This is a genomic window from Gimesia panareensis (assembly GCF_007748155.1).
GTDB classification, from domain to species: domain Bacteria; phylum Planctomycetota; class Planctomycetia; order Planctomycetales; family Planctomycetaceae; genus Gimesia; species Gimesia panareensis.
In genome coordinates this window covers 1036813-1061032 of sequence record NZ_CP037421.1, presented here as the reverse complement: position 1 = coordinate 1061032, position 24220 = coordinate 1036813, and the positions used below count along the sequence as shown (strand labels likewise).

Sequence of the window (24220 nt, the reverse complement as noted above, 5' to 3'; positions counted from 1 at the left end):
AGAAATTGTATGTTTCTTTTTTGAATCATCGTCAAATCGGATCTCTCTGGCTACGGCATCAAACCCGTTCCATGACCCGCCAGTCACGTGTATTTTGGAGTCCCGGGATGTTAACGACCTCATCCACACACTCTCAGAGCGAGCAGAAATCGAGTGTAGCGCAACTCGAAATCTGCCTCGTGCCCGTAACACATCACATTAAAACGCTCAAACTGACCACGGGGGAATACCTGATTGGTTCCGGGGCGGAATGTTCGATTCGGCTGGATGTTCCGGGGATCGCCGCTGAACACTGCCGACTGATTGTCACGGAGTTTGATGCGACCATCGAGGCCCTCGATCACCGGCTCTGGGTCAACGAGCGGCCCGTCCGCCGACTGACACTGACGCAGGGGATGCAGCTGCTAATTGGACCGGTCAAGTTCCGGGTTGAATCGATTGAAGAGACGGTCCCACACACGGAACCAGAAGCGGAAACCGTGTTGCCCGGTGCATCTACAGCCACCCGAACCCAAATTGAGATTCCGGAAGAACTACAACAGCTGGCCCGTTTTCAGAAACAGCTCGAAGAACGTCAGCAGTTACTGCAGCAGATCGAACGGGAACAGTTGGCCCTGCAACAGGAAATGCTGGCCCAGGAAGCGGAACTGGAACAGTTGCAGCAGCGGTTTACTCTGCAGCCCCCTGCTCCTCCGGAGCCGGTTCCCCCTTCTGCAGCACAGGATGAGTCACTCCGTTCATTCGATGCCGCGATCCTGGAACTGGATCAGAAGCTGTCACAACTGGAACAGCTGCAACAGGAATTGGAAGACGAACAACAACAGTTACTGACTGGGCAGAAACAGCTGGACGGTCAACAGCAGCGTTTGAGCCGCCTGCAGCAGAACCTGCAGGTGGAACGCAACACACTCACTGCCGAACAGCGTGCACTGGTAGCTGCCTGGATCGACCTCGAACAGGCCTGTACCGCTGGCAAGACTGAACAGGAAACAGAACGCGCCTGGCTGGAAGCAGATCAATCGACACAACAGCAACAGACCAGCGACACGCAAGCTGCCGAGGAAACTCTGAGAGCCTGGGAAGAGGACCTCGCCGAGCAGCGCAGCCAGCTGGATACCCGAGCAGAAGAACTGGAACTGCGCCAGCAGGACCTGGATACACGGGAACAGAAGCTGACTGAGCAGCAGCAGAATCTTGATGAAACGCAGCAGAGCCTTAAGGACCAGAGTGCGTTGCAGCAGGAGCTGGAAACACAACGAACTCAATTAGAACAGGAACTGGCCTCCCTCGAATCAGCGCGGCAGGAATACGCAGAACAACAATCACAGCTGGAAACCGAAAGCGAAGCCTGCACGCGTCAGCAACAGGAGTTGCAATCTTTACGGGAAGAATATGATCAAAAGGCTGCGGCACTGGAAGCACTAGAAGGCGAAGTTACCCGACAGCAGGAGGAGCTCACTGCCCAACAGACAAAACTCGAACAGCGTCAGACAGAATTGAACGCGCAAACGGAAGCACTCGCAGCAGAACGCAGCGAACTGGAACACCAGAAAGACGAACTGGCCGCGAAATCTGAACAGTTGAAGTCAGAGCAGAGTGAATTCGAAAACGAAAAACTGGAATGGAATAACGCGCGGACAGAACTGGAACGGGATCAGCGTGAACTGGAAGCCTCCCGTGCAGAACTTTCAGATCAGTCAGCGCAACTTGCAAAGACACAGACGGAACTTGATCAGCTGCAGCAGAAACTGACCGAACAGGAACAACAGCTGACCGAACGCGAGTCCGAACTCAATACGACTCAGCAGGAACTGGAGACGGCCCGCGCTGAATTTGAGCAGGAACAGACTGACCTGACTGCAACGCGCGCCGCACAGGACGATGAGCAGTCCACTTTCACTCAAGCCCGCGAGGAACTGAATCAGGAGCGTGAGCAACTGCAGCAGGCGCAGTCCGAATTGAAGCAGAAACAGACAGCTGCGGAGCGTCTTCAGGAAGAACTGACAGCGCGCGCGTCTGAACTGGAGACAAAGCAGCAGGAACTCGCATCGCTGCAGGAAAGTCTGGATGAAAAACAGAGCACACTGGAAGCCACGCAAACGGAATGTGACAAGGCACAGGCTGAACTGTCACAAGCACAGGAACAGCTGGAAACAGAACGAGCCGCGCTGACGGAAGCCCAGTCTGAGCTGGCACAGTCCCGGTCAGAGCTGGATCAGCAGGAAGATTTCCAGGCACGGGAGCAGGAATTAACAGAACGCGAAGCCCGCCTGAATGAACAGGAGCAGGAGCTCGCGAAACTGATCGACGAACAGAAGACCCTCGCAGAGCAGCAGGCAAGTCAATCTGAAGCCTCAGCTGCGAATGTGGAGGAACGGAGAGAGCTGACCAACCAGCGTGAGGAACTGGAGCGTCTGCGCTGCGAGCTGGATCAGCGCGAGTCAGAACTGCAGCAACGCGAAGCGGAACTCGCAGAGCGGGAGTCAGACCAGGCGGATCTTGCCCAACAGCAGGAGCAGCTTGAAGCAGATCGTGCTGCGTTGCTGGCGGGCGAGTCACAGCTGGAGCAATCGCAAGCCGAACTGGGACAGCGAGAGGAGCAACCGGACGAACGCGAGCAGGCTCTGTCGGAGCGGGAGGCCCAACTTGACGAACGGGAACAGGAACTGGAAGACAACCAGCAGTTAGACGAAGAAGAACGGACAACGGTCGCGCAATTAACGTCGGAACGGGAACAGCTGATGCTGGACCGGGACCAGTTGGAAATCGACCGTGATGAGATCAGTCGCCAGAGAGAGGATCTGGAAGAACTGCGGATGCAGATCGAGAAGGATCGGGGACAACTGGAGGATCGGGAGCATATCGTTGAGCTTCGGGAACAGCAGTTGGCCGAACGCGACAGCCTGATGGCTGAAGTCGGACTCCCCCCCCACGATCTGGAAAGCGAACCGGCTCCGCAGGCTGAAACAGAACTTGAGATTGCAGAGCCTGAAGCAGCCGAGGCCCCGGAAACATCTGCATCGCAGGCCACAGGTTCCTTACTGGAATCGTTCCTGAGTCAGCCGGACGAAGCCCCACAGACGGAACCACAGCCGGAACCGGAGCCTGAGAAACAGGATTCAGGCATGACACTGCAGACAAGTCGCCTGCTGAATATGTTCACGCGGGAAACACCAGCGTCACCGGAAATCCCACCAGTGGAAACCGAGACGCCCCCTGCTCCGCCGACTGAACCAGCACCACAATCTTCCACGATGGAACCGGAGCATAATGCAGCCGATTTGCCGCAGGAAGAACCTGAAGACGACAACTCGATCGCTTCCTATATGGAAAAACTGCTGGAACGATCTCGTTCCAAATCCCCCGCCCCCGGTTCCCAGCATCAGAACCAGAAACCAGGAACAGCGAACCAGCCGGGAAATTCCAGTGGGTTGATGCCGGATGGTCACTCTGCCAGTTCCCAGATTTCCATGGAAGAAAAACTGGCGACCCTGAACCAGGCACCCACTCACGCGCAAGACAGAGACGCTGTGCGTGATGCGATGAACTCGTTCCGCGATGTGGCCAATTATTCCGCCCGCATGGCGATTGCCCGACATTCAATGAAACACCAGAAAACCGATCTTCTGTTTAAAGGGATTCTGACCGGCGTCTGCGTGCTGACCACCCTGATTATTTTTGCAGAATCGATCTGGGGGTCCAATACCCTGGGTATCATCAAATGGGCGGCCCTGGCGGTCAGCATCACCTCGTCAGCCCAGTTCCTGCGCGGTTTGCATGAGGTCAAAAAACTGTTTCCTGAAAAATCAGATCTTGATTCAGCGGAAGAAACTGACGCAGAGAGCCCTGCCCCAGAATTCGAGGTAGAAGCGGCAACAGAAGTCATGGATTTCCAGGATGAACCGAATGACCTGGATTCGTTTTCTGCAGTAGAAGAGCCGTTGTCAGCAGACGAGGAAGAGCTACAATCACTGGAGGCACAACTGCTGGAAAATGCCCGACGCAAGCGGAAATCTTCCCAGGCGAAAGCGAAAGAAGAACAGCCGGATCAGCGCGATTTTGAAATGGATGCAGAGCCATAACCAGTCAACAAACGACAACACGAAGCCGGAGGCGTATTAGAAACATGATTCTATTCTGGTGCGTCTCTTTGTTTGTTGTTTTCTGGATCGGGATTGTGATTGTGAACTCCCTGACGTCGCCCCCGGACAACCTGGGGGTCACTGCCGGTCAACTCAATCCCTGCCCCGCCTCCCCCAATTGCGTCTGTTCGACCGATCCGTCTGCATCACATCAGATTGCTCCCCTGGCCTTTACGGATTCTTCTGAACAGGCTCGCCAGCGTCTGGTGACGATTCTGGAACAGTACCCCGGTTGCCAGATCGTTCAATCCGAGGAGTATTACCTGCAGGCTGAATTCCGCACACGCTGGCTCCGTTTTGTGGATGATGTTGAGTTCCTGATCGAACCGCGTCAGAATGTGATCCAGGTGCGATCTGCTTCCCGAGTCGGCTACTCCGACCTGGGAACCAACCGTAAGCGGATCGAGGCGATTCGACAGAAATTTGCCCAGAGCACCCCTTAAGTTTGATTGTCTACTCCGCATCTCCGTCAGAGGAAGCCTCTGTGACAGACCTCCCCGATTATTTACCAACCGCTTCGCTGGAAACCCTGCAGCAGCGCAGCCGGCTCCTGCAGACGATACGGTCATACTTTGAGGCACGGAATTATTGGGAAGTCGAGACTCCCCTGCTGTCCCGTGATTGTGTCGTCGATGCCTATATCGATCCCTTTACCAGCCAGTGGCAGCCTGAAGAAGGCCCGGGCATCGACGGCAGTCGCCAATCCGAGATCAGGTACCTGCAAACCTCGCCTGAATTTGCGATGAAGCGTCTACTGACCGCAGGCGCGGACCGGGTTTACCAGATCACGCACGCTTTCCGTCAGGCGGAACGGGGAGACATGCACAACCCGGAATTCAGTATGCTGGAATGGTACTGCCGGGGAGAGACCCATCAGGAGCAGATGACGTTTGTCGAAGAACTCGTGCGCGCAGTCTACCAGGCAGCAGAGGAAATCTCCGATCAGAGTCAACGGATACCGCTGCCAACCGGGCCATTCACCCGGCTCAGTTATGAAGAAGCGTTTCAGAAGTACGCCGGCCTTTCTGCATTGGGATCTACGGCGGAAGAGTTTGCCCGGCTCGCTGAGGTCCGACAAATCTCAGTCCCGATGGACTTTGAAACGACGGACCGTCAGAGCTGGCAGAATCTGTTGCTGATCGAGTTGGTCGAACCGGAACTGAAGCGGCTGGAAGCCGTCTTTGTGTACGACTATCCCCCGGAGCAGTCCGCCCTGGCTCGGATTCGTCCCGGCAACGAAACGTTTTCCTACGCGGTTTCGGAACGTTTTGAACTCTACTTGCAGGGCATTGAAATCTGTAACGGCTACCACGAACTGACAGACGCGGCAGAATTGCGCACACGGATTGTGAAACAGTCGGCACTTCGACAGCAGGAGCAGCGACCTGCACTGCCGGAGGAGAGTTATCTGCTGAGTGCGATGGAAGCCGGTCTGCCTGCCTGCGCGGGAACCGCGCTGGGGCTGGACCGGCTGATCATGCTGGCGCTGGGCAAACAGAAACTGCGGGACGTGATTGCGTTTCCGTTTGACCGTGCGTGACGATTACCATTCACTCGTCACACGTTCGTTGCCGTTACGCGTACACAACTGGTAAAACAGTCGGGCATCAATATTTTTAGCCATCCCTTTGGCGGAACCATCGGCTTTGGCAAAATGAACGACATCATCGTGCCAGGAACCGAAGGTCAGATGGATGGTCTGGTTGATTTCCGGTCGTCCGTCAAAGTTGTTCCCTTCGTGGAAAGTTGTGGTTGAATTAGGACCGGAGACAGCGCCAGATACTGCGCTGTGGCTGTCGGCCCAGAACCCGAAAGAGGATTCCCCAAAGAAGAGCGTGTTCGAAGTACCATCTTGGACATCACGTTCTTTCGTGGCGCTGTTCGCCCCGAAAATTCCTCCTCTGAAGTTGCTGCTATAGGGAACGTAGCTGGAAAAGCCCATCAGCTGACCACCCACACCACGATAATTACAGTAACCCAGATCCCGGGGACGGTTGGAAGGTAACGAGGCGCTGGGACAGACATAACTTGGAATGGGCACCGTGCTGGCATTCTTGCTGTCAGTGGAAAATTTGGCACGATCATAGTCGATATTAATGGTTGTCTGATCCATGTCTGCCAGAATCAGTGCCTGCCAGCCCCACCAGGGAGAGAGCTCCCAGTCGACCAGTCGCCATTGAGTCACACGGTTATTGTTACTGTCCGAGGTATCTACCGGAATCAGTACATCTTCATTGAAAGCCACATTCGCATTTGCCGGACCATTCGACTGGTTCCCCATATCATCGACGGGCAACGCTTCAATCCAGCCTGAGGGATAACAACGGAAAGTATTTTCATAATTGGAGGCAGCCAGAGCGATCTGTTTCAGATTGTTGATGCACTGTGTCCGGCGGGCTGCCTCACGTGCCCGTTGAATCGCAGGCAGCAGCATGGCGGCCAGAACCGCGATGATCGCCATGACGACCAGCAGCTCAATCAGCGTAAATCCCTTGCGGGATGAATGTTTGGAATCTGAAACGAGTTCGCGCATCGATCACTCCCTGTATGTGTTGAACATGATCCCAGCCCGATGCCATTTGACGGGATTTTTTAACTCGAATTGGTTGATTGGGTGGTCTCTATTAATATCTTCTATTCAGACAACAGAGAAGTCAATTCCCAATTGTCTGGAGACAATGCAATAGATACCGATGAACAGTTTATTCTAAAGCAGTCGCAAAACAAACGCAAATCAGGACTAGTTTTTCCTTCATTTTTTGAGAGCCCTGCAAAACGCAGATCATTAAGCTCTCACCAATTTAACGTAAATCCCGTCTCCCTGACTACCTGCGGCTTGAACTCGTACTGCCTGCAGTCTGCGCACGTTCGCTACTAGAGCGTTATGAAATATAACCTCCTGTCTTTACGAAAAGATCTGCGAAAAGACGTAAATTATCTCTGAAATTTTGCGGTTTTCCCAATTTCCGCTGATCAGAGTCAGGCCTTCGAATGCCCTGGCAGCTTTTGTTTCCCCAGAATCCAGGGCATCAGACGCGCCATGTTGCGGGCATCGTCAATACCTCTGTGGTGAGTGCCTTCCAGCGACAGACCGGCCAGCTTCAGTGCGCGGGCCATCCCGAACCGTTTGCGCGATCCCTGGGCTTTCGAAAACTGTTTTTTCAGGTTGAGGTGCGTCTCTCCGAAGGGATAAGCCCGACCGTGATACCGGCAATCCTGCTGGAACTGAGATTTATCATAATCCCCCCAGGAGCAGAACAGACAGGCATCGTAAGATTCGGACCATTTCAACAGTGCATCCAGCGCCTCGGGAAAGCGGGGCGCGGTTTCGACATCATGCTGAGTAATTGAAGTCAGCTCAGTACAGAAGGGAGTTAACTGCGGGTGCCGGACCGGCTGGATGAAGGTTTGAAACTCGGCGAGCGGTTTCAGTGAGTTGTTGGCCACAATGACCGCACCAATTTCAATGATTTCCATCTCATCGCGGGGCACCGTTTTCCGGTCACAACAGGTGGCTTCCAGATCAATGATCAGGAAATGGGAATACGCATCGTACGCACTTTGATTTTCGTTCATGTTTTTCTTTCTGTAAGAAGTCCTGCATCGCTTCTCGATGTGTTTTCAATTCGTTCTTTGTGCCGGATTATAAAAGACTTTTCGCGGATGTAAATAGATCTCCCCCGGCCCGGAATCCCAGAACAGGCTGGCATTCAGGTACGGATCTGGTACAACTAAGAGCAGGCAGGCTGACGTTTCGATTCTCTCTTTGCGCTGACAGCGCCGAATTCTCATGCCGCGAAACCGTTTTCCACTCTTGTCGAGCTTGAGTCTCCTCTGGCTGATCTGTGTCGGTCTCTGTACCGGATGCGAGTCCCACCAGCGGCCCACTCCTGCCCCGAATCCACCACAGTCCCGGACCGCCACAAAGCCATCGCCTGTTGAACTGCTACCGGACCAGTCCACGCCGATCACCGTTCCTGTACAGTTGGAACCTGCGTCCTGGGAGACACCGGAAGGCCTGCTGATGTTCGTTGCAGAACATCAGTTGACGGACAAAGAACGCCAGAAAGCATTGCAAAAAATCGACGAGCTCCATCATCCGCAGAGAATCGCCGACTGGAAGTATCTGTTTCTGTTTTCGGAGCCTCTCGATCCGCATTTCCAGTTATCCCAACTGGAATATTCACTTCAGACACAGGGGAAAACAATGGATGCCATGCGGCTGGCGCAATTGATTCCCGCTTCCCCAACCCCCATTTACCAGACTTACTTTCAGACCTCGCATAAGAACAGTCCCTCGCCCCCTGAATCCAACCCCAAGACCGCAGAGAATCCCCCGAACCGGGACGATCCGTGTGAGATCATCGCGGAGGTACTGTCCCACTCCGGAGTCGCCGCGGCGCTGGCCAAAGCCCGCGCTTTCGAGGAATCGTCCGACCGCGATCTCGCACTGAGTTATCTCATCCCTTACCTGCTGGATCAGAACAAAATCGACGAAGCCCGGAAACTGGCGGATGAGCTGCACGCACCAGATCAACGGGGAGACGCCTGGGGGGCGATCGCGTGCCGACTGGTTCAGACAGACCAACTGGAACGTGCACTGCAACTGGCTGAGACAGTAAAAGATCCAGAGCAACAGAACCAAGTGCTGGAGTCGATTGTTCTGAAACTGATCAAAGAACATCAGTTTCAACAGGCCCTGGAACTCTGTCAGCAGGTTAAAAACTATGAGTCTGATTCTGCAAAGGATCATTGTTTCTCTGCGCTGGTCACACATTCGATAGAGGCAGATCAGCTTGATTTGACTCTGAAAGTCATCGACACGATGGAAGCAGATTCGGTAGAGAAATGGTTCGCCATAGATGATCTGATCAAACATCTGCTGGAAACACAAAAACTGGATCAGGCGCTGCAAACCGCTCGCAATTTCGACAATGACGAAGATCGGAGGGCTGCCCTGGAATCGATTTCCGAATGTCTGTCAAACCAGGGCAGATTCCAGCAGGCACTGGAAGTGGCAGAATCGATCGAACCGGGTTATCAGAAACAGTCTGCCCTGGCACATCTCGCCGAAAAACAGTTTCAGTGCGGTCATCTTGAGCAGGTCGTGAATCTGTTGTCAAAACATGCGGACTCCGATCTGCTTGCTGATGATTTTGAGCCTTTCCTGTATCACGACGCCAACCATGTGTGGCACCATTCCGTCCCCCTTTATGAGCAACTGCTGACGGCGCTGGTTGCTGCGCGAAAGCTGGAGCAGGCCCTGCAGATGACAGAAACGCTGCAGGACGAAAGCCAAAAGATAACTGCCCTTCAGTTTCTGATTCAGATACTGGCTGAGGCGGGAGACTTCGAGAAAGTCATTGAGCTCGGGTTCAACTATACGACGGACGAAGATGACCTGTCAGAGCTGCAATCAACGGCAGTTGACAGTCTGGTGGACGCAGGAGAGTATCAGCGCGCGATCGAGCTGGCAAAACTGACGCAGGACGAAGAACTTCGGGCACAGGCTGAGTTCCGCCAGGTGAAGCTGTTATTCGGTCAAGGAAAACTGGAACCGGCACAACAACTGGCTGAGAACATTCATGATCCCGAGTGGAAGACAGAAAGCGAGCTGGCACTCATTTCGGCACTGATTGAACAGCAGCAATTCAATAAAGCGATCCAGATTTCACAAAAAATGGAGTACTATTCTCGGCAGAAAACCGAGGCCGAGCAAAAGCTGATTACAGCCTTACTGGAGGCAGGTCGAGTGACTGAGGCCACGAACATGGCCTGCGGGATCTGGAAATCGTCAGCGCGTTTACCGGCACTCTTCGAAGTGGCAAATCAGCTGGCTTCAGAACCAACCCTGCAAAGCGATCTGTCTCCTGAATTCTCCCGCCAGAACCGCAGACTGAAAACCGCATTCACGCCGGAGGAACAGCAACTGGCCCGGCGGATTGTTGACTCTATAAACGAGAATTGAATCTCCTGCCCTCCGATCATTACCATTCAGGAAAAATCTTTCTGGATCGCTCTGGAAAACCGGGGTCAATCTGCTACAACATCGACATACCCCAGAATCATTCGCGCTGGAAAAGGATTTCGCTGGAGACTGCCATGATTCGTAAACACCTCCGCCTTGTGCCGAGGCTGACTTTTGGGCTCTGTGTACTGGGGCTGAGCCTGCTGACAGGTTGTGGGGCAAAAACAGAGTCGGACGCCACGTCAACTACGTTACCTGAGACCACCGTTCCTTCTCCCATTGCTGATCAGTCCGCTCAAAAATCCCAGTTAGATATTGCCCAATCCCCCCGTGAACTGCTGTTTTTTGTCGCTCAGAATCAGCAGCCGGAGGAAGTCAGAACAGCTGCTTTCATCAGAATCGCTGAGAAATATCTGCAAAGGGATCAGTTCTCACAGGCCAGCGAGATACTGGAACGACTGGAGCCCACCACAGAGCGAGACGAAGTCTATTTCAGCCTCGCAAAATCGCTGCTTCCGCAGGACCGCAAAACAGTCCCGTTAATACAGACACTGGAGCTGATCCTCAAAATCGAAAACCCAGCACCACGCGACAAGACTTTGAGATGGATCGCTGACCGGTTTCTCAAACAGGGTGATGTGCCTCAGTTCCGCTTCGTAGTGAGCCGAATCTCTGAGAGCAAACTGAAATCAATGCTGATTAACTCACTCTCCCGAATTGTGATCGACAAATCAGGCTTCGATCAGACACTGCGCGATAGTCGAAAGTTACCGGATCCCGCGGAACGCGAGACCGCCCTGTGCAGTCTTGCCATCGTACTGGCTCGGAAAGGTGAGCAGGCCCAGGCGGCAGCCCTGATTCAGGAAATCCAAACGCCTGTGCTCCAGGAAATCGCGAACGATGCCCGCGTCTTTTCATTTCTCAGGTCGGGACAGCTGGGAGCGGCAATGGGCCTGATCCGTAGTGGATGCACCTGTCGGACATCACCGCTGCTGAACTCCCTCTGCCATGATCTGATCAAGGGAAACAGTATTGACCAGGCGCTTGCTGTTGCGCGTGAAATTGAGGAACCAGAATATAAATACAGTGTCTTGTATCATGCCGCCAGTGAATTGTTCGAGCGTGGAGAGATCCAGCGGGCAGAGGCAGTGATCCTGCAGGCCAACCACGCAGATAAGGCTGACGTCCGCCAGGCTTCAGCAGAGGAAGAAGAGAGACGGATCTCATCTCAGGCCAGCTTTGCCTCCCTGCTGATTAAACAGGGAGACCTGGAACGCATCCAGGCTTATTCCGCCCAGGTCGACATCAATGTGTTTCGCAAATACAAAGGCTTACATAAACTGGTCGGTAAACGGATTCAGGCAGGCCAACTGGACCAGGCGCTGGCGCTGACAGAAACATTCCCTGAAGAGGATGTCTTTGCGCTGGTGGCTGAGCACCTGGCAGAGCAGGGAAAATTCAAACAGGCAGTTCAGACTGCATTGAAAATCGAAGACAGCTACCATCGTTCGGCAGCCCTGGCCCCCATCGTTGCTCAACTTCTGAAAAAAGACGATCTGGATGAGGCCTTTGAAGTTCTGCAAAAAGTTGATGACATCGGCTTCCAGTGTACCGGCCCCCCTTCCCTGCGGTATCACAACTCTCCCCATCACTGGCACTACGATCATTACATCTACGAAAAAATGATCACAAAGCTGCTCGAAGCAGACAGACCGGATCAGGCTCTGGCCGTCACTCACCTGCTACACGAATCGAAGGAGCGATTTGGCTACGCAAAACATCTGATGAAAGAACTGGTCCGAATGGAGAAGTACGATGCGATGGCCATGGTGGCGCTCAAATTCACCGCGGACCTGCCCTACCAGGAACAGCTCATCGAAATGGCGATCGGCAGCCTGATGGATGCGGACCAGGACGAACTGGCAAATCAGATTGCCCGGAAACAGACGAACAAGAACCTGCAGGCATTCGCGGAATTTCAAATCGTAGCCCAGTTGGTCGATCGAAGAAAAATCAACGAGGCACACGAACGGGCACAGCAGATTCAACATCCCGCCTGGCAGGCAGAGTCGCAGGCAAAGGTGGCCTATGGCCTGATGATGAACCAACAAAGGGAACTGGCTCAGAAGGTGATCGAACACCTGGACCTCACCCGACTACGTCCCGAGTCCATCGCCAGACTCGTTTCCGGCCTGGTCTTCAGCGAGCAATTGGAACAGGCGCTCTTCCTGTCCAATCAGATTCGCATCAAACAGGACCGCTTACCCGCCCTGATGGAAATCACAGAGGGACTGGTCGGCCAGGCAGAACAGAGGGAGACACCGACGCCAGAGGAGTCTGGCAGCGATCACAAATCATACGCTCTATTCACGCCGGAGGAACAGCAACTGGCCCGGCGGATTGTGCAATCCATCCAAGGCGACTGACCCAATCACTTTACCTGCAGTTCCGACTTCCAGGCGGCTTGAGTCTGTTTAAAATGTTCCCGGGCAGACTGATACCAGGCCGGCGGTTTTCCTTGCCAGATACAATGCTGTACACAGCTTTCCCGGTCATTTTCCAGCTGCAAGATGTCACAGTTCTGCAACATCTGAAAATCATCGCGGGTCGCCTGTGCCAGTTCCCGGAGTGCTGCACCGCAGTCGGCTGGACTCATGCGATCCTGCAGATAGAGCCGCGCTGTATACAGGGCGGCATCTGCGGCACGTTCCGCCTGCTCAGTGAGATCGAAAAGGTCGATTGTGACCGCATCCGCTTCCTTTCGCACCTGCTTCGCATATCGATAAACGGTCATGACGAGGCCTGCGACCACGTTTCCGCTCAGAAAACGACGTGGCAATAACCCCTCGGCCACCCGTTTGCGATAGGCGGGAGTGGCTTCCTCTTCCACGCAGGCCAGCAGAGGATGTACGCGCCAGGCAGAGCGGCGTGCATAGGCAACGACTGCCCGCGGCTCCAGAAGTTCCAGCTCTTCCTTTTCGGGAAGCAGCGCTGCAGCGGCCTGCTGGGCTTCCGTTTCGTCTTGATCCCGCAACCAGCAGTGTATCCGGTATTCATGTTTTTCATAACCGGCACAGGTACGGGCCTGGCGAAACAGGGGCGCTGCTTCATCGCTTGGGCAGTGAGATAAAATGCTGGCCAGAGAAGTAGCACGGGCCAGTTCATACCAGCCCTCGGAATCAGCGGGCCAGTCATCGACATAAGCGGTCAACACTTCAATCGCCTCGGCAAAAGAATGATGACTGGTCAGACGCAGATTGACTCCCAGGGCCAGCCGGGCAGCCTGATGCCGGGGTTCCAGTGCGAGGACTTTTCGAAAGGATGCGATGGACGACCGGAGAAAGTCGCCTGCGGCCTGGGCCTGTCCCAGGACAAAATGGGCCTCGGCGCTCTCAGGATCGCGATCCACGGCTGACATCGCCCACCAGAGGGCAAGCTCCTGCATTTCCTCTTCCAGCCAGATCCGGGAGATCATGGCGTGGATCCGCGACGTCTCCTGGCGATTGCGTGAGAGATCGGCTGCTCTCTCACAGGTCGGCAGTGCGACGTCATTCTCTCCCAGGAAAAACTGGATTTGAGCACGTTCAAATAGTAATCGGCTGATGAGCGCGTCTGCCTGTTGTGCAGCGATCTGCCGACGATTCACTGCCAGCCATGACTGTGCTGCTCTGTGATCGAAGGGGGGTTCGGCAGAATCGGGCATACGCACTTACTTCCAGAAACGGGGTGAGGGATCGTCTGCAACACAGGACACAAAATCGCCGGGCTGGTTCAGTCTGCGTTCAGGGAACGCCTGGAGTCAGTCAGTTTCTGAATCAGACTGGCGGTCAGATTTTTTTTCATCAGGCTGCCTTTCCTGCAACTCCTGGAGATAGAAGAGTGCCTGCTCACGAACGGCTGCGGGATTGGGGGAGCCTTCGGGAAGAGAGCAGACGCCCTCCTGCCTCCGGGCCATCCATTCGGTCCCCAACATTTCATCCAGTGCGTCAGCAGCACAGCTGGAAACTGACCAGCCATTCTCTCCCGACTCATGATCCTGATCCAGAATGTGAATCAAGGTTGGAATGACCGAAAGTGGTTCCTGTCCTCCCAGTCCTCGACAGGCGGCACAACGCACATCGGCTGCTGCATCCAGCGTTGCCAGCTCTACCAGTCGACCTTCAAGCTGCGGATTTCGTATTGAAACCAGGTGCCGGGCCACCTGTTCGCGAACGAATTCATGTTCGTCGTCCAGAAATTTTAAAATCAGATCGAGCCGCGATTCGCGGCAGAGCGCCATCAGAAAACATGCCGCTCGAGAACGAAACAGCGGTTCGCTTTCCTCCAGCGCCGCTGCAGTCAGACGATCGGTCTCCTGCTTCAGACGGCTGGTGATCTCCCGATATTCGTCCGGCCAGTCGTCTGGCAGCCAGCGGACAAATTCGTACTGCGTCAGCAGCATCCAGAGTTCCGGGTCACGACTGCCATCGGGAGCGTCAGGAAAAGGGATGTCGGAAAATTTCATTCGACGGCGTCCAGTATGCCTGCAGGGTTAATACGAAATCCGGCTTAATGTATAACAACTCTATCATCCTCTGCCTTTACTTGTCTGCGCAGAAGCCAGCGTAGAACCGGTTCCAGAACCAGCAACAGCACGCACTGGGCACCATACAGGCTCATAAAAATCACCTCCACCAGTTTAGAATACTCCGGTTTCTCCTGGGGATGCAAATAGCTTTCCACTAGAAAGAAACACTGCATTACCAGAGCCATGATGAGTAACCGCAACAAGATAGACGGTCGAAATTGTTTCTGTTTTTTACTCCAGAGCAGAATCGCCGCGTCCCCTGCCACCACCGGCAGCCAGAGAGGCACGAACAGAATAAAGACCAGTAACTCGGGGACGATCGTTTTTTCCAGCATTATCAAAACGGGAGTCAGTGCGGTCGCAACGATCGACGCCCCCAGAAAAGCGACATAGGGCATCACAGGAGTGGCCAGAAACGACCGATACCAGCGGGCAAACGTCGGCATCTGTTGCGTGAGATTCATCTCAGTTCCTTTTCCGGTAGTCAATGGAGTGCCGCGTTCAGATGCGCCCCGGATGCAACATCACCCAGAATGAGAGGGGCCCGTATGCCAGGAAAAAAAACAGGAACACATAAAAGATAAAAGCACGCTCAATGTCGAGTTTGCGGAGTGGATAACTGGTAATTACTGTGCTCAACAGCGTCAGATTGAAGAGCAGACAGGAAACCAGCGCCAGACACCAGAGTCGACTGTCACCGTGGCCTGCTCCCGCAGCACAGATCCCGAAAAAGAGCAACACGGGGTTTAATACAAAATGAAACAGGGTCACCAGAAACGACCTGGTAAAATGTTTCTGCCGTCTCTCTAGCTGGTCCATGAAGGGTTCCTCAAATCACTGGTTCCACGTCTGCCGGTCTCCCCCGTTTCCGGGGAAATCTTGTCCTACAGTGAGTGAGGCGTGATGCAGAGAAAAACATCACGGTTAAAAAAGAAATTTGCCCATTTTCTGCTTCAATTTGATCTTTTCTGACTGTTTACCGTTCTCTAAAACAGACACCTGATCACAATCAACCCTATTCTCAACAGGGAATCAAGATGTCACTTATTCAAGTATTTATGTTGTTCGGTATCATCTGTCTGCTCTACCAGATGCGCGAACATCTCCGGCGGCTCCGAAAGCTGCAGAATGAGATCGAAGAACTGAAACACCTCATTACCGGAGCCCCCCAGTCAGAAACGTCCAAAGAAAATTAAGCCGGGCAGGAGGAACAATGAACCCTTTACAACACCTGCGCAGGAATCATCGGCCCCGATTTGTTTAAAAGAATTGGGTTTTCCCAGGCTGGGCGACGGGGGGGACTTTCAACGGGCCGAAGGCATATTCCGGCGGTGTCAGGTCTTCCCGGGAGTTCCAGGCTTCGTCCCAGGTGATATTTTTCCCGGTGTAAGATGCCATGCGTCCCATGATCGCCATCAGTGAGCTTTTCGCGGCATACTCCCCGTTACAGATGGGGTTCGCGTTGCGGATGCTCTCAAACAGGGCCGCGTGCTCCTGGACATAGGGCAGGTCCTGCACTCCGCCCCTGGCCCGGCCGCGAGCCCGGCTGTAACGCCAGGTTTTAGCGCCGCTGAGCGTATTGCGATTCAGATCGGCGGTTCCCTTTGATCCGAAAATCAGCTGGGACGTATCGATGTCGGTACCGTCCTGCTGGCGACAGTAAGCAAAGCAACGCTCTCCGCCACTGTATTCGTAACAGATGGCGTGATGATCGAAAATGTGGCCATACAGGGGATCGACCCGCGACTGTCGACCGCCCAGCCCGAAGCATTTGACGGGATATTCATTCTGCATGGCCCAGGACATCAGGTCGAGCCCATGCACGTGCTGCTCCACCAGTTGTCCCCCCGAAAGCCAGGTAAAGTAATACCAGTTGCGCATTTGCCATTCCATGTCGCTCCATTCGGGTTTACGGGGATGTGACCAGAGCCCATTGATGTTGTAATTGGTCTGCAGGGTCACAATCTTTCCGAGCTGCCCCTCATGGACGCGGTTCATCGTTTCCTGCATGGCTTTACTGTAGCGGAGCATCAGACCGGACATGATGGACAACTTTTTCTGCCGGGCAATGCGACAGGTTTCCATCACGGAACGGACGCCGGGGGCATCGACGGCGACCGGCTTCTCAGCGAAAACATGTTTACCGGCGGCGATCGCCTGCTGCAGATGCAGCGGGCGGAAGTGGGGCGGCGTGGTCAGCAACACGACATCGACGTCGGTCTGCAACAGTTTTTCATACGCGTCGAAGCCGATGAATTCCTGATCCGGTTTCACGGCGAACTGTTTGCCAATCGATTTTTTAATCCGGTCGGCACTCGCTTTGAGTTTATCTTCAAAGACATCTGCCATGGCCACGAGTTTTGTATTCGGATCGGCCTGCATGGCATTCACGGCAGCGCCGGAACCACGGGAACCGCAGCCAATCAGACCGACGCGGAGGGTCTCCGTCTGTGCGTCCCCGCCGGCCCAGACAGAAGGCGCTGCGGCCAGACCGGCGGCGGTCGTCATGCCTGCCTGCTGGATGAAAGTTCTGCGTGTTACCTGACTCTCTGCTTGAGGGGCCTGATCCCCGGATTGCTGGTTCATGTTTCTAGTCTCCCTTATTCCTGACTGCTTTTTATCGGCTGAGATCTCCAGCATGACAGAGTACCGAGTGAATGTCTAGAACGGCGGAACTGCTTCTACCAGCTGGTTGGGGACAATCCTCGCTAAGAAGCGTTTCTCCGTTTGTTTGCCAAATCGTTTATTGGTATTATCATTTGTCCACAGTGCTGATTCTCACATAAAACAGACCATTCTCATGCCCGATTATTATTACACCGCGACCGATCGGCTCACCCGCAAACGCGAGACGAATTTCATTGCAGCAGATTCAGCTCAGGAGGCACTGCGTGAACTGGAAGCTGCCGAGTTGGTAGAGATTGTACTACATACAGATGATGTCAGTGCCGCCATATCAAACATGATGCCCAGAAAGGTGTCGGTGAAGGATGATTTTACCGCGGCCGAATATGTTTCATTCCGCACCATGGGCAACTTGGGATTTTTTATCTATCTGACGAAGAAACTGTACTGGCAGATGCGCTGGTCTCTTTTGATCGGCACCCTGTTGAGCGTGTCCATCTTCTGCACTGCGAATGATCTTGAACGCTCGTACGGGATTGTCAGTCTGAGCATATTCCTGTTCTTCATATTGCTTCCCCCCGGAATTTCTCTGTTCACAACTCTGTTTTCACCTTCCCGGAAATTCAATCAGATCCAGGAAGACTTTTACTGGGGACGGTGGAACGAAGTGCTCAAGCAGTTGCCTAAGGTCCGTAAGCATTTACCACTGATTGAAGCACGGGGGCGGGAAGCAGCTTCCCTGGCGGGTCTGGGTAGACTTGATGAAGCCCTGAAAACCATGGAACCTCTGGCAGATGACCAACAAATTCCCCGTTGGATGTATCACTCGCGGCTGGCTGAGGTCTATGAATATGCGAATCAACAGGAACGGTGCCTTGATCTCCGCAGACAGGCTTATGAAGCTGATACTGAAAACAGTGCCCTGAAACTGGGCTACGCAAACACTCTGCTCAAACTGAATCTGAATCCACAACTGGCTCACCAGTTAATCAAAGATGCGGAGTCTCAACAACTCAGTGATCTGCTGCAAATACTCGTCCCGCTTTCGAAAGGGCATCTCGAACTGAACCTGGGGCACGCCCGGCTCGCTTTTTATCTGTTCGTACAGGCACAAAACGGCCTCAAGCCATACCTTGCTACTCAGCCTTTCGCCCGCCTCTATTCAGACATTGGTCGTGCTTATGCCGCGATTGCCCTGGCGGAAATGGGAGAAACGGAAGAAGCGGAAACGCTGTTTCAGTCTGCCCTGCCTCGTCTGGAAGCATTGAAATCACAGCGGACCATCGAACGCTATCGTCAGGCGATTTCACGATAACCTGATCTGTGCGAAATCTCAGTTCCACAAAGAGAACGCCTGATATTCTGTCGCCTGCCCGATGGTTCAGCTAAACCTTTCCGAAGTCGGCAGAATTCCCAACGATCCACTTGCGTCCTCAGAAATACAGGCGTTAATCGCATCGATTCCAGATCGAACCTGATTTGTTCTTACCTGTGTCTGCTCCTTCCGGCTGCCGCAGCTTCTCGGATACCTGATCGAAGATACAACAGAGAAATGCCTCCACAACCGCAGAGAAACATCAACCGATTGCATTGAAGCCGGGTGAGAAACTTTTGGCACGGTCGCGTGTTAATTTGATACTTTTTCTGGCAGTTTTTAAATCTATCAAAGAACCCAAATATTAATCTTGCGAATTTGAGAAAAGGAAAGCAAACTTGACAGTTACCGAGTATGAGCGATTCAATTCTCCTTGAATTGTTCATTGCTCGATCTTAAGAGTGGGCCTGAGGTAACTAATTCAGTGGCAGGAATGCAAGGAGGGAATTCAATTCCTGCCATGCTGCATTTTCAGCGTGGCTATCATGCATAATACCTCATTACTTCTGGTCGAAGACAACATCCTGGATGCCAGGCTCATCACATCACGCCTGCAAAAAATTGGCTGCCATACCCTCACGCATGTCGGTTCTCTCCAACAAGCAGTCGACTGGCTCAACACCGCCAGGCATGTGGATGTCATCGTGCTTGATCTTACGCTGCCCGATTCCCTGGGACTGCATACTTTTCAGTATCTGCATCAGCGTTTCGCGCACATTCCCATTGTGATTTTAAGCGGACGCAACGATCAGGATCTGGCGGTCAAAGCAGTCTCACTGGGTGCACAGGACTACGTCTTCAAATCAGAGGCGAGCAGCTGTGTGCTGCTGCGTTCGATCCGTTATGCCATTGAACGAATGCGTCTCCTGAAGATCGAAACAGACATGATCAAGATGGACCGGGATCTGGAATTTGCCCGGGAGATTCAGCGGCACCTGCTGCCTCAGACACTGCCCGAAATTGCGGGCGTTGATATGGCGAGTACTTACATCCCTGCCAACTGGACTGGCGGGGATTTTTTTGACGTTATTCCTATCAGTCGCCAGGCAAAATGCAATCATGACCTCTGGCAGCCGGCGCAGCAGATGTGTGAGGAGGACAAAAATAATTCCATCTGGGGACTGACAATCGCGGATGTGAGCAGCCACGGATTCGCGCCTTCACTGATCATGGTTGATACGCGGCGCGTACTGCGAACCTGCTCTCACATTTTGCAGGACCCGGGGGAAATCCTGACGTTTGCCAATCGCGCCGTGAACGAAGTGACGCTGGAGGGGCAGTTCGTCACCCTGTGTTATGGCAGGTACGACCCCCTGGACCGCACGCTGGAATATTGTTCGGCCGGTCATCCCTTCTGGGTGATCGATGCTGAGGGAACTGTGAGCATGCCGGAATATGCGGGTACGGCATTAGGCCTGTTGCCTGATTTCCAGTACGCGACGGACGGCAAACTGCAACTGAATGTCGGTGACTTCCTGGTTGTGGTAACGGACGGGCTGTATGAATGCCGATCGGACGCAGGGGAGTTTTTTGGCATCGATAGAGTCTGCGAAATCATTAAACAACACCGTGAAAAACCCAGCAAAGAAATTGTGAAACAGATTTTAAAAGCGATTTACCGCTTCTCCGGGTCACTCAGAAGCGAAGACGATATTACGATCCTGCTGATCAAGATGGTCGAATAACCGAGATAGAAAGACAAAGGCATGTTGGGCAAACCAACTCTCTGGTGGGCAATACTGGGAGTGATGCTTTCGCTTGTCATGCCCACGGTCGGCAGTGCCATTGTCTTGCTGTTTTTCCCCGACATGCGTTTCGCACACCTGCCGGTACATTCGCTGCTGGAAACATCCGGGGGACTGATGGCGGTCGCGATTGCCGGTATCCTGGTTGTGGAATTCCGACGGAAACCGGAAGTCGTCTGTTACCTGTCGATGGCCAGTGCGCTGATCGCAATGGGGATTCTCGATACCTTCCACGCTGCCGTCGAACCGGGAAACGCATTCGTCTGGCTGCACAGTATTGCCACGCTGGCGGGAGGGGTGATCTTTGCCACGGTCTGGATGGAATACTCCCCGCTCACCATCCGCAGTTCCCGGATTCTCATCTGGGCAGTCCTGGTCTGCAGTTGTCTGCTGGGTCTGCATGCCTGCCTGCTCCCCGCCCAGATACCAGCGATGGTCGCCGAAGGCAACTTCACGCCACTGGCACGAGCCCTTAATATCTGTGGAGGCGTCGGCTTTCTGATCGCGGGCCTGTTTTTCATCAGACGTTTCCATCTCTATGCGCAGCACGAGTCCTGGCTGTTTGCCGTGCATACGATGCTGCTGGGAGCGGCGGGAATTCTGTTCGAGATGTCAGCTTTGTGGGACATGGCCTGGTGGTGGTGGCATTTCCTGCGGATCGTTGCCTATAGCGCAGCTTTGGCCTTTGCTCTGCGGGCCTACCTCGCGACCGAACATCGTCTGAGGGATCTCAACCGTCAGTTGCAGAATTCCAATCAGCGGCTGGATAAAACTGTTGCCATCCGCACCCAGGAGCTGCGTGCCAAAGAAGAACGTTTCAAACTGGCTGTCGCGGGTTCTACAGATGGATTATGGGACTGGAATCTGCTGACCAACAAGGTGTATTACGCGACCCGCTTCAAGGAACTGCTGGGACTCAAGGAAGAGGAAATGAGCGACGGTTTCTTCGAATTTGAATCGCGGCTCCACCCGGACGATTATGAGCCGACGCAAACGGCCCTCAACAGACACATCGAAGAACAGGAACCGTATGACGTCGAATATCGGCTCCGGTTGAAGAACGGCGACTACCGCTGGTTTCGTGCCCGCGGCCAGGCGATCTGGGATGCACGGGGACTGGCCGTGCGGATGGCGGGATCGATCACCGATATCCATAACCAGAAACTGGCCGAAGCCGCCCTCGAGTATGAACAGTTCCTGCTGGAAACACTACTGAATCATCTGCCCGATGAGATCACGTTCAAGGATACCGAGGGACGGTTTCTACGCGTCAGTGCGGCACTGGCCAGGCGGCTGAAAGTAGACAATCCGAAAGCACTGGAAGGGCTGTCCAACTTCGATTTCTTCCCCGCCGAATATGCCCGGAAACGTCTGGAACAGGAGAAAGAACTGATGCAGAGCGGCCGGAGTATGCTCCGCAGGGAAGAATGCCTGCAGGGACCTTCCGGGGAAAATCTCACGATGCTGACCACCAAGATTCCGCTGCGTAACCGCCAGGGTAAAGTCATCGGCACTTTCGGCATCGCCCATGACATCACCGAAATCAAACGGGCCGAAGAACGGTTTCGCCTGGTCGTGGAAGCGACTCCGAATCCAATCCTGCTAGTGAACCTGTCGGGGAGAATTCAACTGGCCAACTGGGCCGCTTTCGAGATGTTCGGTTACCAGCTCGACATCCTGATCGGCATGACGCTGGAAAACCTCTTCTCCCAGCATTCAGGTGATATGGAGGTTCAGAATCTGCGCGAGCTGTTAAATCACCCCCGGGCAAATCTGCTCACCGAGCCCCAGGAAGTGAACGGCATCTGCCAGGACGGGAGAGTGCTCCCCCTGGAAGTCCGGCTGATTCCGGTCGAAATTGACGACGAACAACTGGTACTGATCAGCCTGTTTGACATGACTGTCCACAAACAGGTCGACGAGACACTCGAACGTGCCAGAAAGGCTGCCGAACAGGCAAACGAAGAAAAGAGCCTGTTCCTGGCCAACATGAGTCATGAAATCCGCACGCCCCTGAACGCGATCATCGGCATCTCCGAACTGCTGCTGGATTCATCGCCGACATACGAGCAGCGCGAATTTCTGACGATCGTGCTGGAATCGGGGGAATCTCTGCTTTCAATCATCAATGACCTGCTCGACTTCTCCAAGATCGAGGCGGGGAAACTCGAACTGGAAGCGGTCCCCTTCGATTTGCGTCAGGAGATCGGCAAAGTGTTCCGACTGCTCTCTTCACATAACCGCAAGAAAGACCTGAATATCACCTGGCAGGTCGACGACTCGATTCCGCAGACCCTGATTGGCGATCCTGTACACCTGCGGCAGGTTCTGATGAACCTGGTGGGGAACGCGATTAAATTCACCATGCGGGGGGAGGTGCAACTGAAAGTCGAACATCAGAAGACGGCCGAACAGGGAGACGTCCAGTTGCTGTTTGCCGTCCGCGATACGGGCATTGGCATTCCTGCCAAACATCTGGAGAACATCTTCTCCCGGTTTGTTCAGGCTGATTCCTCAACCACGCGCCAGTTTGGCGGATCGGGGCTGGGGCTGACGATCACCACGCGGATCATTGCAGCGATGCAGGGCCGCATCTGGGCAGAGAGTGAAGAGGGCCAGGGCAGTACGTTCCGGTTTGTAATCACCTTACCCGAGGCGGGTGCGTCAGGCGAAGCAGCCGCGAGGGAAGTGCCAACATCAGGACTATCACAGAAACAAAGTGCCTCTTCACAAACCCCCAGCATGATTTCCCTGCCCCCGCTACGGATCCTGGTCGCCGAGGATGGCATGTCGAACCAGCGGCTGGTTAAGGCGCTGCTGGAAAAGTGGGGACACACGGTCTGCATTGCTGAGAACGGACGAATTGCCGTAGATTGCTGCCACTGCGAACCATTTGACCTGATCCTGATGGACGTGACGATGCCTGAAATGGACGGGCTGACGGCGACCCGCTGCATTCGGGAACAGGAGGTTCTGACCGGGCAGCACATTCCGATCATTGCGATGACGGCGCGGGCGATGCCGGCCGACATCAAAAAATGCCTGCAGTCCGGCATGGACGGCTATCTCGCCAAGCCGCTCCACAAACAGGATCTTGAAACCGCCATCGCGGAGCTCTTCACCGCAGCAGTAGCAGAAGAAACTGTCGCACCGGAAGAGAAGAGCAAATCGCTGGTGAACTGGAGCGAAGCTCTGCAGGTAGTGGAGGGGGACGAAGAGCTGCTCTGTGAGTTGATCAAGGACAGCCTGACCGAACTGCCGAACCTGATGGATGCACTGGAACGGGACCTGAGTGCCAGCGATGCCGCCGAGGCCTACCGCCACGCCCATACGACGAAAGCAGCAGCAAGGACGTTTGGCATTCCGGTTCTGCTGACCCAGGCCGAACGCACCGAAGAAGCCGCTGCAAACGGGGATCTGGAAACGGTGGAGAAGGAGCTGCCGGCGCTGCGGTCGATTGTGAATCAGACGCTGTTCGAGCTGGAACAGCGGTTGAAGCATGAAGTTTGAGGAGAGGGGGGAAACGGGAAGCAATTCCGTATTACCTGGACAATTTCGAGAGTTCTTCCTGAAGAACACGGGGTAAAGCGTGCTTCCGAAAGACGATATTCAGCAATTCCAGGATACGCTGCCAGGCTGCTTCCCCGATCACAGCGGAAAAATCGATGTGCCATACTATCAGAGTCCGCAGCAACTCTATGGGATAGGGATAATCTATCGTCTCCACTTCCTCTGACTGCCTGAGCAGGGGAATCAAAAGTTTTTCAGCTTCACGGAGCTCTTGCAAGTGGAGGTAAC

The 24220-nt window shown here is 54.1% G+C and carries 18 protein-coding genes (1 of these 18 cut by a window edge); 9 read left to right on the top strand and 9 right to left on the bottom strand.

The window, feature by feature from the left end:
- Positions 1-107: 107 nt before the first annotated feature.
- From Enr10x_RS04065 to epmA, 3 genes are all read left to right on the top strand, one after another.
- The gene (locus Enr10x_RS04065) at positions 108-4082 is read left to right on the top strand and encodes an FHA domain-containing protein (RefSeq protein WP_145448217.1); all 3975 of its coding nucleotides are present in this window, start codon (positions 108-110) and stop codon (positions 4080-4082) included.
- A gap of 101 nt (positions 4083-4183) precedes the next feature.
- Entirely contained in the window at positions 4184-4585 is a 402-nt protein-coding gene (locus Enr10x_RS04060; protein ID WP_232093227.1) for a DUF1499 domain-containing protein, read from the top strand.
- A gap of 41 nt (positions 4586-4626) precedes the next feature.
- Positions 4627-5682 (top strand): EF-P lysine aminoacylase EpmA, encoded by a 1056-nt coding sequence (gene epmA, locus Enr10x_RS04055; RefSeq protein WP_145448215.1) that lies wholly within the window; start codon positions 4627-4629, stop codon positions 5680-5682.
- A 3-nt stretch (positions 5683-5685) separates the two neighbouring features.
- Here the strand turns inward: epmA and Enr10x_RS04050 are convergent, their stop codons facing one another.
- From Enr10x_RS04050 to Enr10x_RS04040, 3 genes are all read right to left on the bottom strand, one after another.
- Entirely contained in the window at positions 5686-6675 is a 990-nt protein-coding gene (locus tag Enr10x_RS04050) for a DUF1559 domain-containing protein (protein ID WP_145104244.1), read from the bottom strand.
- A gap of 446 nt (positions 6676-7121) precedes the next feature.
- Complete coding sequence (locus Enr10x_RS04045; protein ID WP_145448214.1) at positions 7122-7718, bottom strand: 3'-5' exonuclease; 597 nt, start codon at positions 7716-7718, stop codon at positions 7122-7124.
- A 45-nt stretch (positions 7719-7763) separates the two neighbouring features.
- A complete protein-coding gene (locus Enr10x_RS04040; RefSeq protein ID WP_145448213.1) occupies positions 7764-8105 on the bottom strand; it encodes a hypothetical protein in 342 nt (113 codons plus the stop codon).
- A gap of 61 nt (positions 8106-8166) precedes the next feature.
- Between Enr10x_RS04040 and Enr10x_RS04035 the strand changes: the two genes are divergently transcribed.
- On the top strand, positions 8167-10110 hold the full coding sequence (locus tag Enr10x_RS04035; RefSeq protein ID WP_145448212.1) for a tetratricopeptide repeat protein: 1944 nt from the start codon (positions 8167-8169) through the stop codon (positions 10108-10110).
- Positions 10111-10244: 134 nt separating this feature from the next.
- Positions 10245-12536 carry a tetratricopeptide repeat protein gene (locus Enr10x_RS04030; RefSeq protein ID WP_145448211.1) on the top strand — a complete coding sequence of 764 codons (2292 nt, stop codon included), beginning with the start codon at positions 10245-10247 and terminating at the stop codon, positions 12534-12536.
- A gap of 5 nt (positions 12537-12541) precedes the next feature.
- On the opposite strand, the gene Enr10x_RS04025 is transcribed toward Enr10x_RS04030, so the two are convergent.
- From Enr10x_RS04025 to Enr10x_RS04010, 4 genes are all read right to left on the bottom strand, one after another.
- On the bottom strand, positions 12542-13813 hold the full coding sequence (locus Enr10x_RS04025) for a tetratricopeptide repeat protein (protein ID WP_145448210.1): 1272 nt from the start codon (positions 13811-13813) through the stop codon (positions 12542-12544).
- Positions 13814-13909: 96 nt separating this feature from the next.
- Complete coding sequence (locus Enr10x_RS04020; protein WP_145448209.1) at positions 13910-14614, bottom strand: HEAT repeat domain-containing protein; 705 nt, start codon at positions 14612-14614, stop codon at positions 13910-13912.
- 44 nt (positions 14615-14658) lie between these two features.
- Complete coding sequence (locus tag Enr10x_RS04015; RefSeq protein WP_145448208.1) at positions 14659-15141, bottom strand: hypothetical protein; 483 nt, start codon at positions 15139-15141, stop codon at positions 14659-14661.
- 37 nt (positions 15142-15178) lie between these two features.
- Positions 15179-15496 carry a hypothetical protein gene (locus tag Enr10x_RS04010; RefSeq protein WP_145448207.1) on the bottom strand — a complete coding sequence of 106 codons (318 nt, stop codon included), beginning with the start codon at positions 15494-15496 and terminating at the stop codon, positions 15179-15181.
- A gap of 218 nt (positions 15497-15714) precedes the next feature.
- On the opposite strand from Enr10x_RS04010, the gene Enr10x_RS29835 reads away from it, so the two are divergent.
- Positions 15715-15873 carry a hypothetical protein gene (locus Enr10x_RS29835; RefSeq protein WP_197997474.1) on the top strand — a complete coding sequence of 53 codons (159 nt, stop codon included), beginning with the start codon at positions 15715-15717 and terminating at the stop codon, positions 15871-15873.
- Positions 15874-15937: 64 nt separating this feature from the next.
- Here Enr10x_RS29835 and Enr10x_RS04005 read toward each other — a convergent pair whose 3' ends face one another.
- Positions 15938-17263, bottom strand: coding sequence for a Gfo/Idh/MocA family protein (locus Enr10x_RS04005; RefSeq protein ID WP_145448206.1), 1326 nt, complete (start codon positions 17261-17263; stop codon positions 15938-15940).
- 214 nt (positions 17264-17477) lie between these two features.
- Here Enr10x_RS04005 and Enr10x_RS04000 point away from each other — a divergent pair, with 214 nt between their 5' ends.
- From Enr10x_RS04000 to Enr10x_RS03990, 3 genes are all read left to right on the top strand, one after another.
- Positions 17478-18617 carry a hypothetical protein gene (locus Enr10x_RS04000; RefSeq protein WP_145104231.1) on the top strand — a complete coding sequence of 380 codons (1140 nt, stop codon included), beginning with the start codon at positions 17478-17480 and terminating at the stop codon, positions 18615-18617.
- A 545-nt stretch (positions 18618-19162) separates the two neighbouring features.
- Positions 19163-20362, top strand: coding sequence for a SpoIIE family protein phosphatase (locus Enr10x_RS03995; RefSeq protein ID WP_145104229.1), 1200 nt, complete (start codon positions 19163-19165; stop codon positions 20360-20362).
- A 21-nt stretch (positions 20363-20383) separates the two neighbouring features.
- Complete coding sequence (locus Enr10x_RS03990; protein WP_145448205.1) at positions 20384-23932, top strand: PAS domain S-box protein; 3549 nt, start codon at positions 20384-20386, stop codon at positions 23930-23932.
- A 31-nt stretch (positions 23933-23963) separates the two neighbouring features.
- Here Enr10x_RS03990 and Enr10x_RS03985 read toward each other — a convergent pair whose 3' ends face one another.
- Positions 23964-24220, bottom strand: the 3' end of a protein-coding gene (locus Enr10x_RS03985) for a hypothetical protein (RefSeq protein ID WP_145104224.1). 382 nt of this gene lie beyond the right edge of the window; the window shows 257 of its 639 coding nt (coding positions 383-639); its start codon lies beyond the right edge, outside the window; it ends in the stop codon at positions 23964-23966.

Excerpts from the sequence above, each read along its gene's own strand:
- Enr10x_RS29835 (WP_197997474.1), top strand. The coding sequence starts at position 15,715 with ATGTCACTTATTCAAGTATTTATGTTGTTCGGTATCATCTGTCTGCTC.
- Enr10x_RS04020 (WP_145448209.1), bottom strand. The coding sequence starts at position 14,614 with ATGAAATTTTCCGACATCCCTTTTCCTGACGCTCCCGATGGCAGTCGT.
- Enr10x_RS03990 (WP_145448205.1), top strand. The coding sequence starts at position 20,384 with ATGTTGGGCAAACCAACTCTCTGGTGGGCAATACTGGGAGTGATGCTT.
- Enr10x_RS04030 (WP_145448211.1), top strand. The coding sequence starts at position 10,245 with ATGATTCGTAAACACCTCCGCCTTGTGCCGAGGCTGACTTTTGGGCTC.
- Enr10x_RS04025 (WP_145448210.1), bottom strand. The coding sequence starts at position 13,813 with ATGCCCGATTCTGCCGAACCCCCCTTCGATCACAGAGCAGCACAGTCA.
- Enr10x_RS04045 (WP_145448214.1), bottom strand. The coding sequence starts at position 7,718 with ATGAACGAAAATCAAAGTGCGTACGATGCGTATTCCCATTTCCTGATC.
- Enr10x_RS04035 (WP_145448212.1), top strand. The coding sequence starts at position 8,167 with ATGTTCGTTGCAGAACATCAGTTGACGGACAAAGAACGCCAGAAAGCA.
- Enr10x_RS04010 (WP_145448207.1), bottom strand. The coding sequence starts at position 15,496 with ATGGACCAGCTAGAGAGACGGCAGAAACATTTTACCAGGTCGTTTCTG.
- Enr10x_RS04000 (WP_145104231.1), top strand. The coding sequence starts at position 17,478 with ATGCCCGATTATTATTACACCGCGACCGATCGGCTCACCCGCAAACGC.
- Enr10x_RS04005 (WP_145448206.1), bottom strand. The coding sequence starts at position 17,263 with ATGAACCAGCAATCCGGGGATCAGGCCCCTCAAGCAGAGAGTCAGGTA.
- Enr10x_RS03995 (WP_145104229.1), top strand. The coding sequence starts at position 19,163 with ATGCATAATACCTCATTACTTCTGGTCGAAGACAACATCCTGGATGCC.
- Enr10x_RS04065 (WP_145448217.1), top strand. The coding sequence starts at position 108 with ATGTTAACGACCTCATCCACACACTCTCAGAGCGAGCAGAAATCGAGT.
- Enr10x_RS04015 (WP_145448208.1), bottom strand. The coding sequence starts at position 15,141 with ATGAATCTCACGCAACAGATGCCGACGTTTGCCCGCTGGTATCGGTCG.
- Enr10x_RS04050 (WP_145104244.1), bottom strand. The coding sequence starts at position 6,675 with ATGCGCGAACTCGTTTCAGATTCCAAACATTCATCCCGCAAGGGATTT.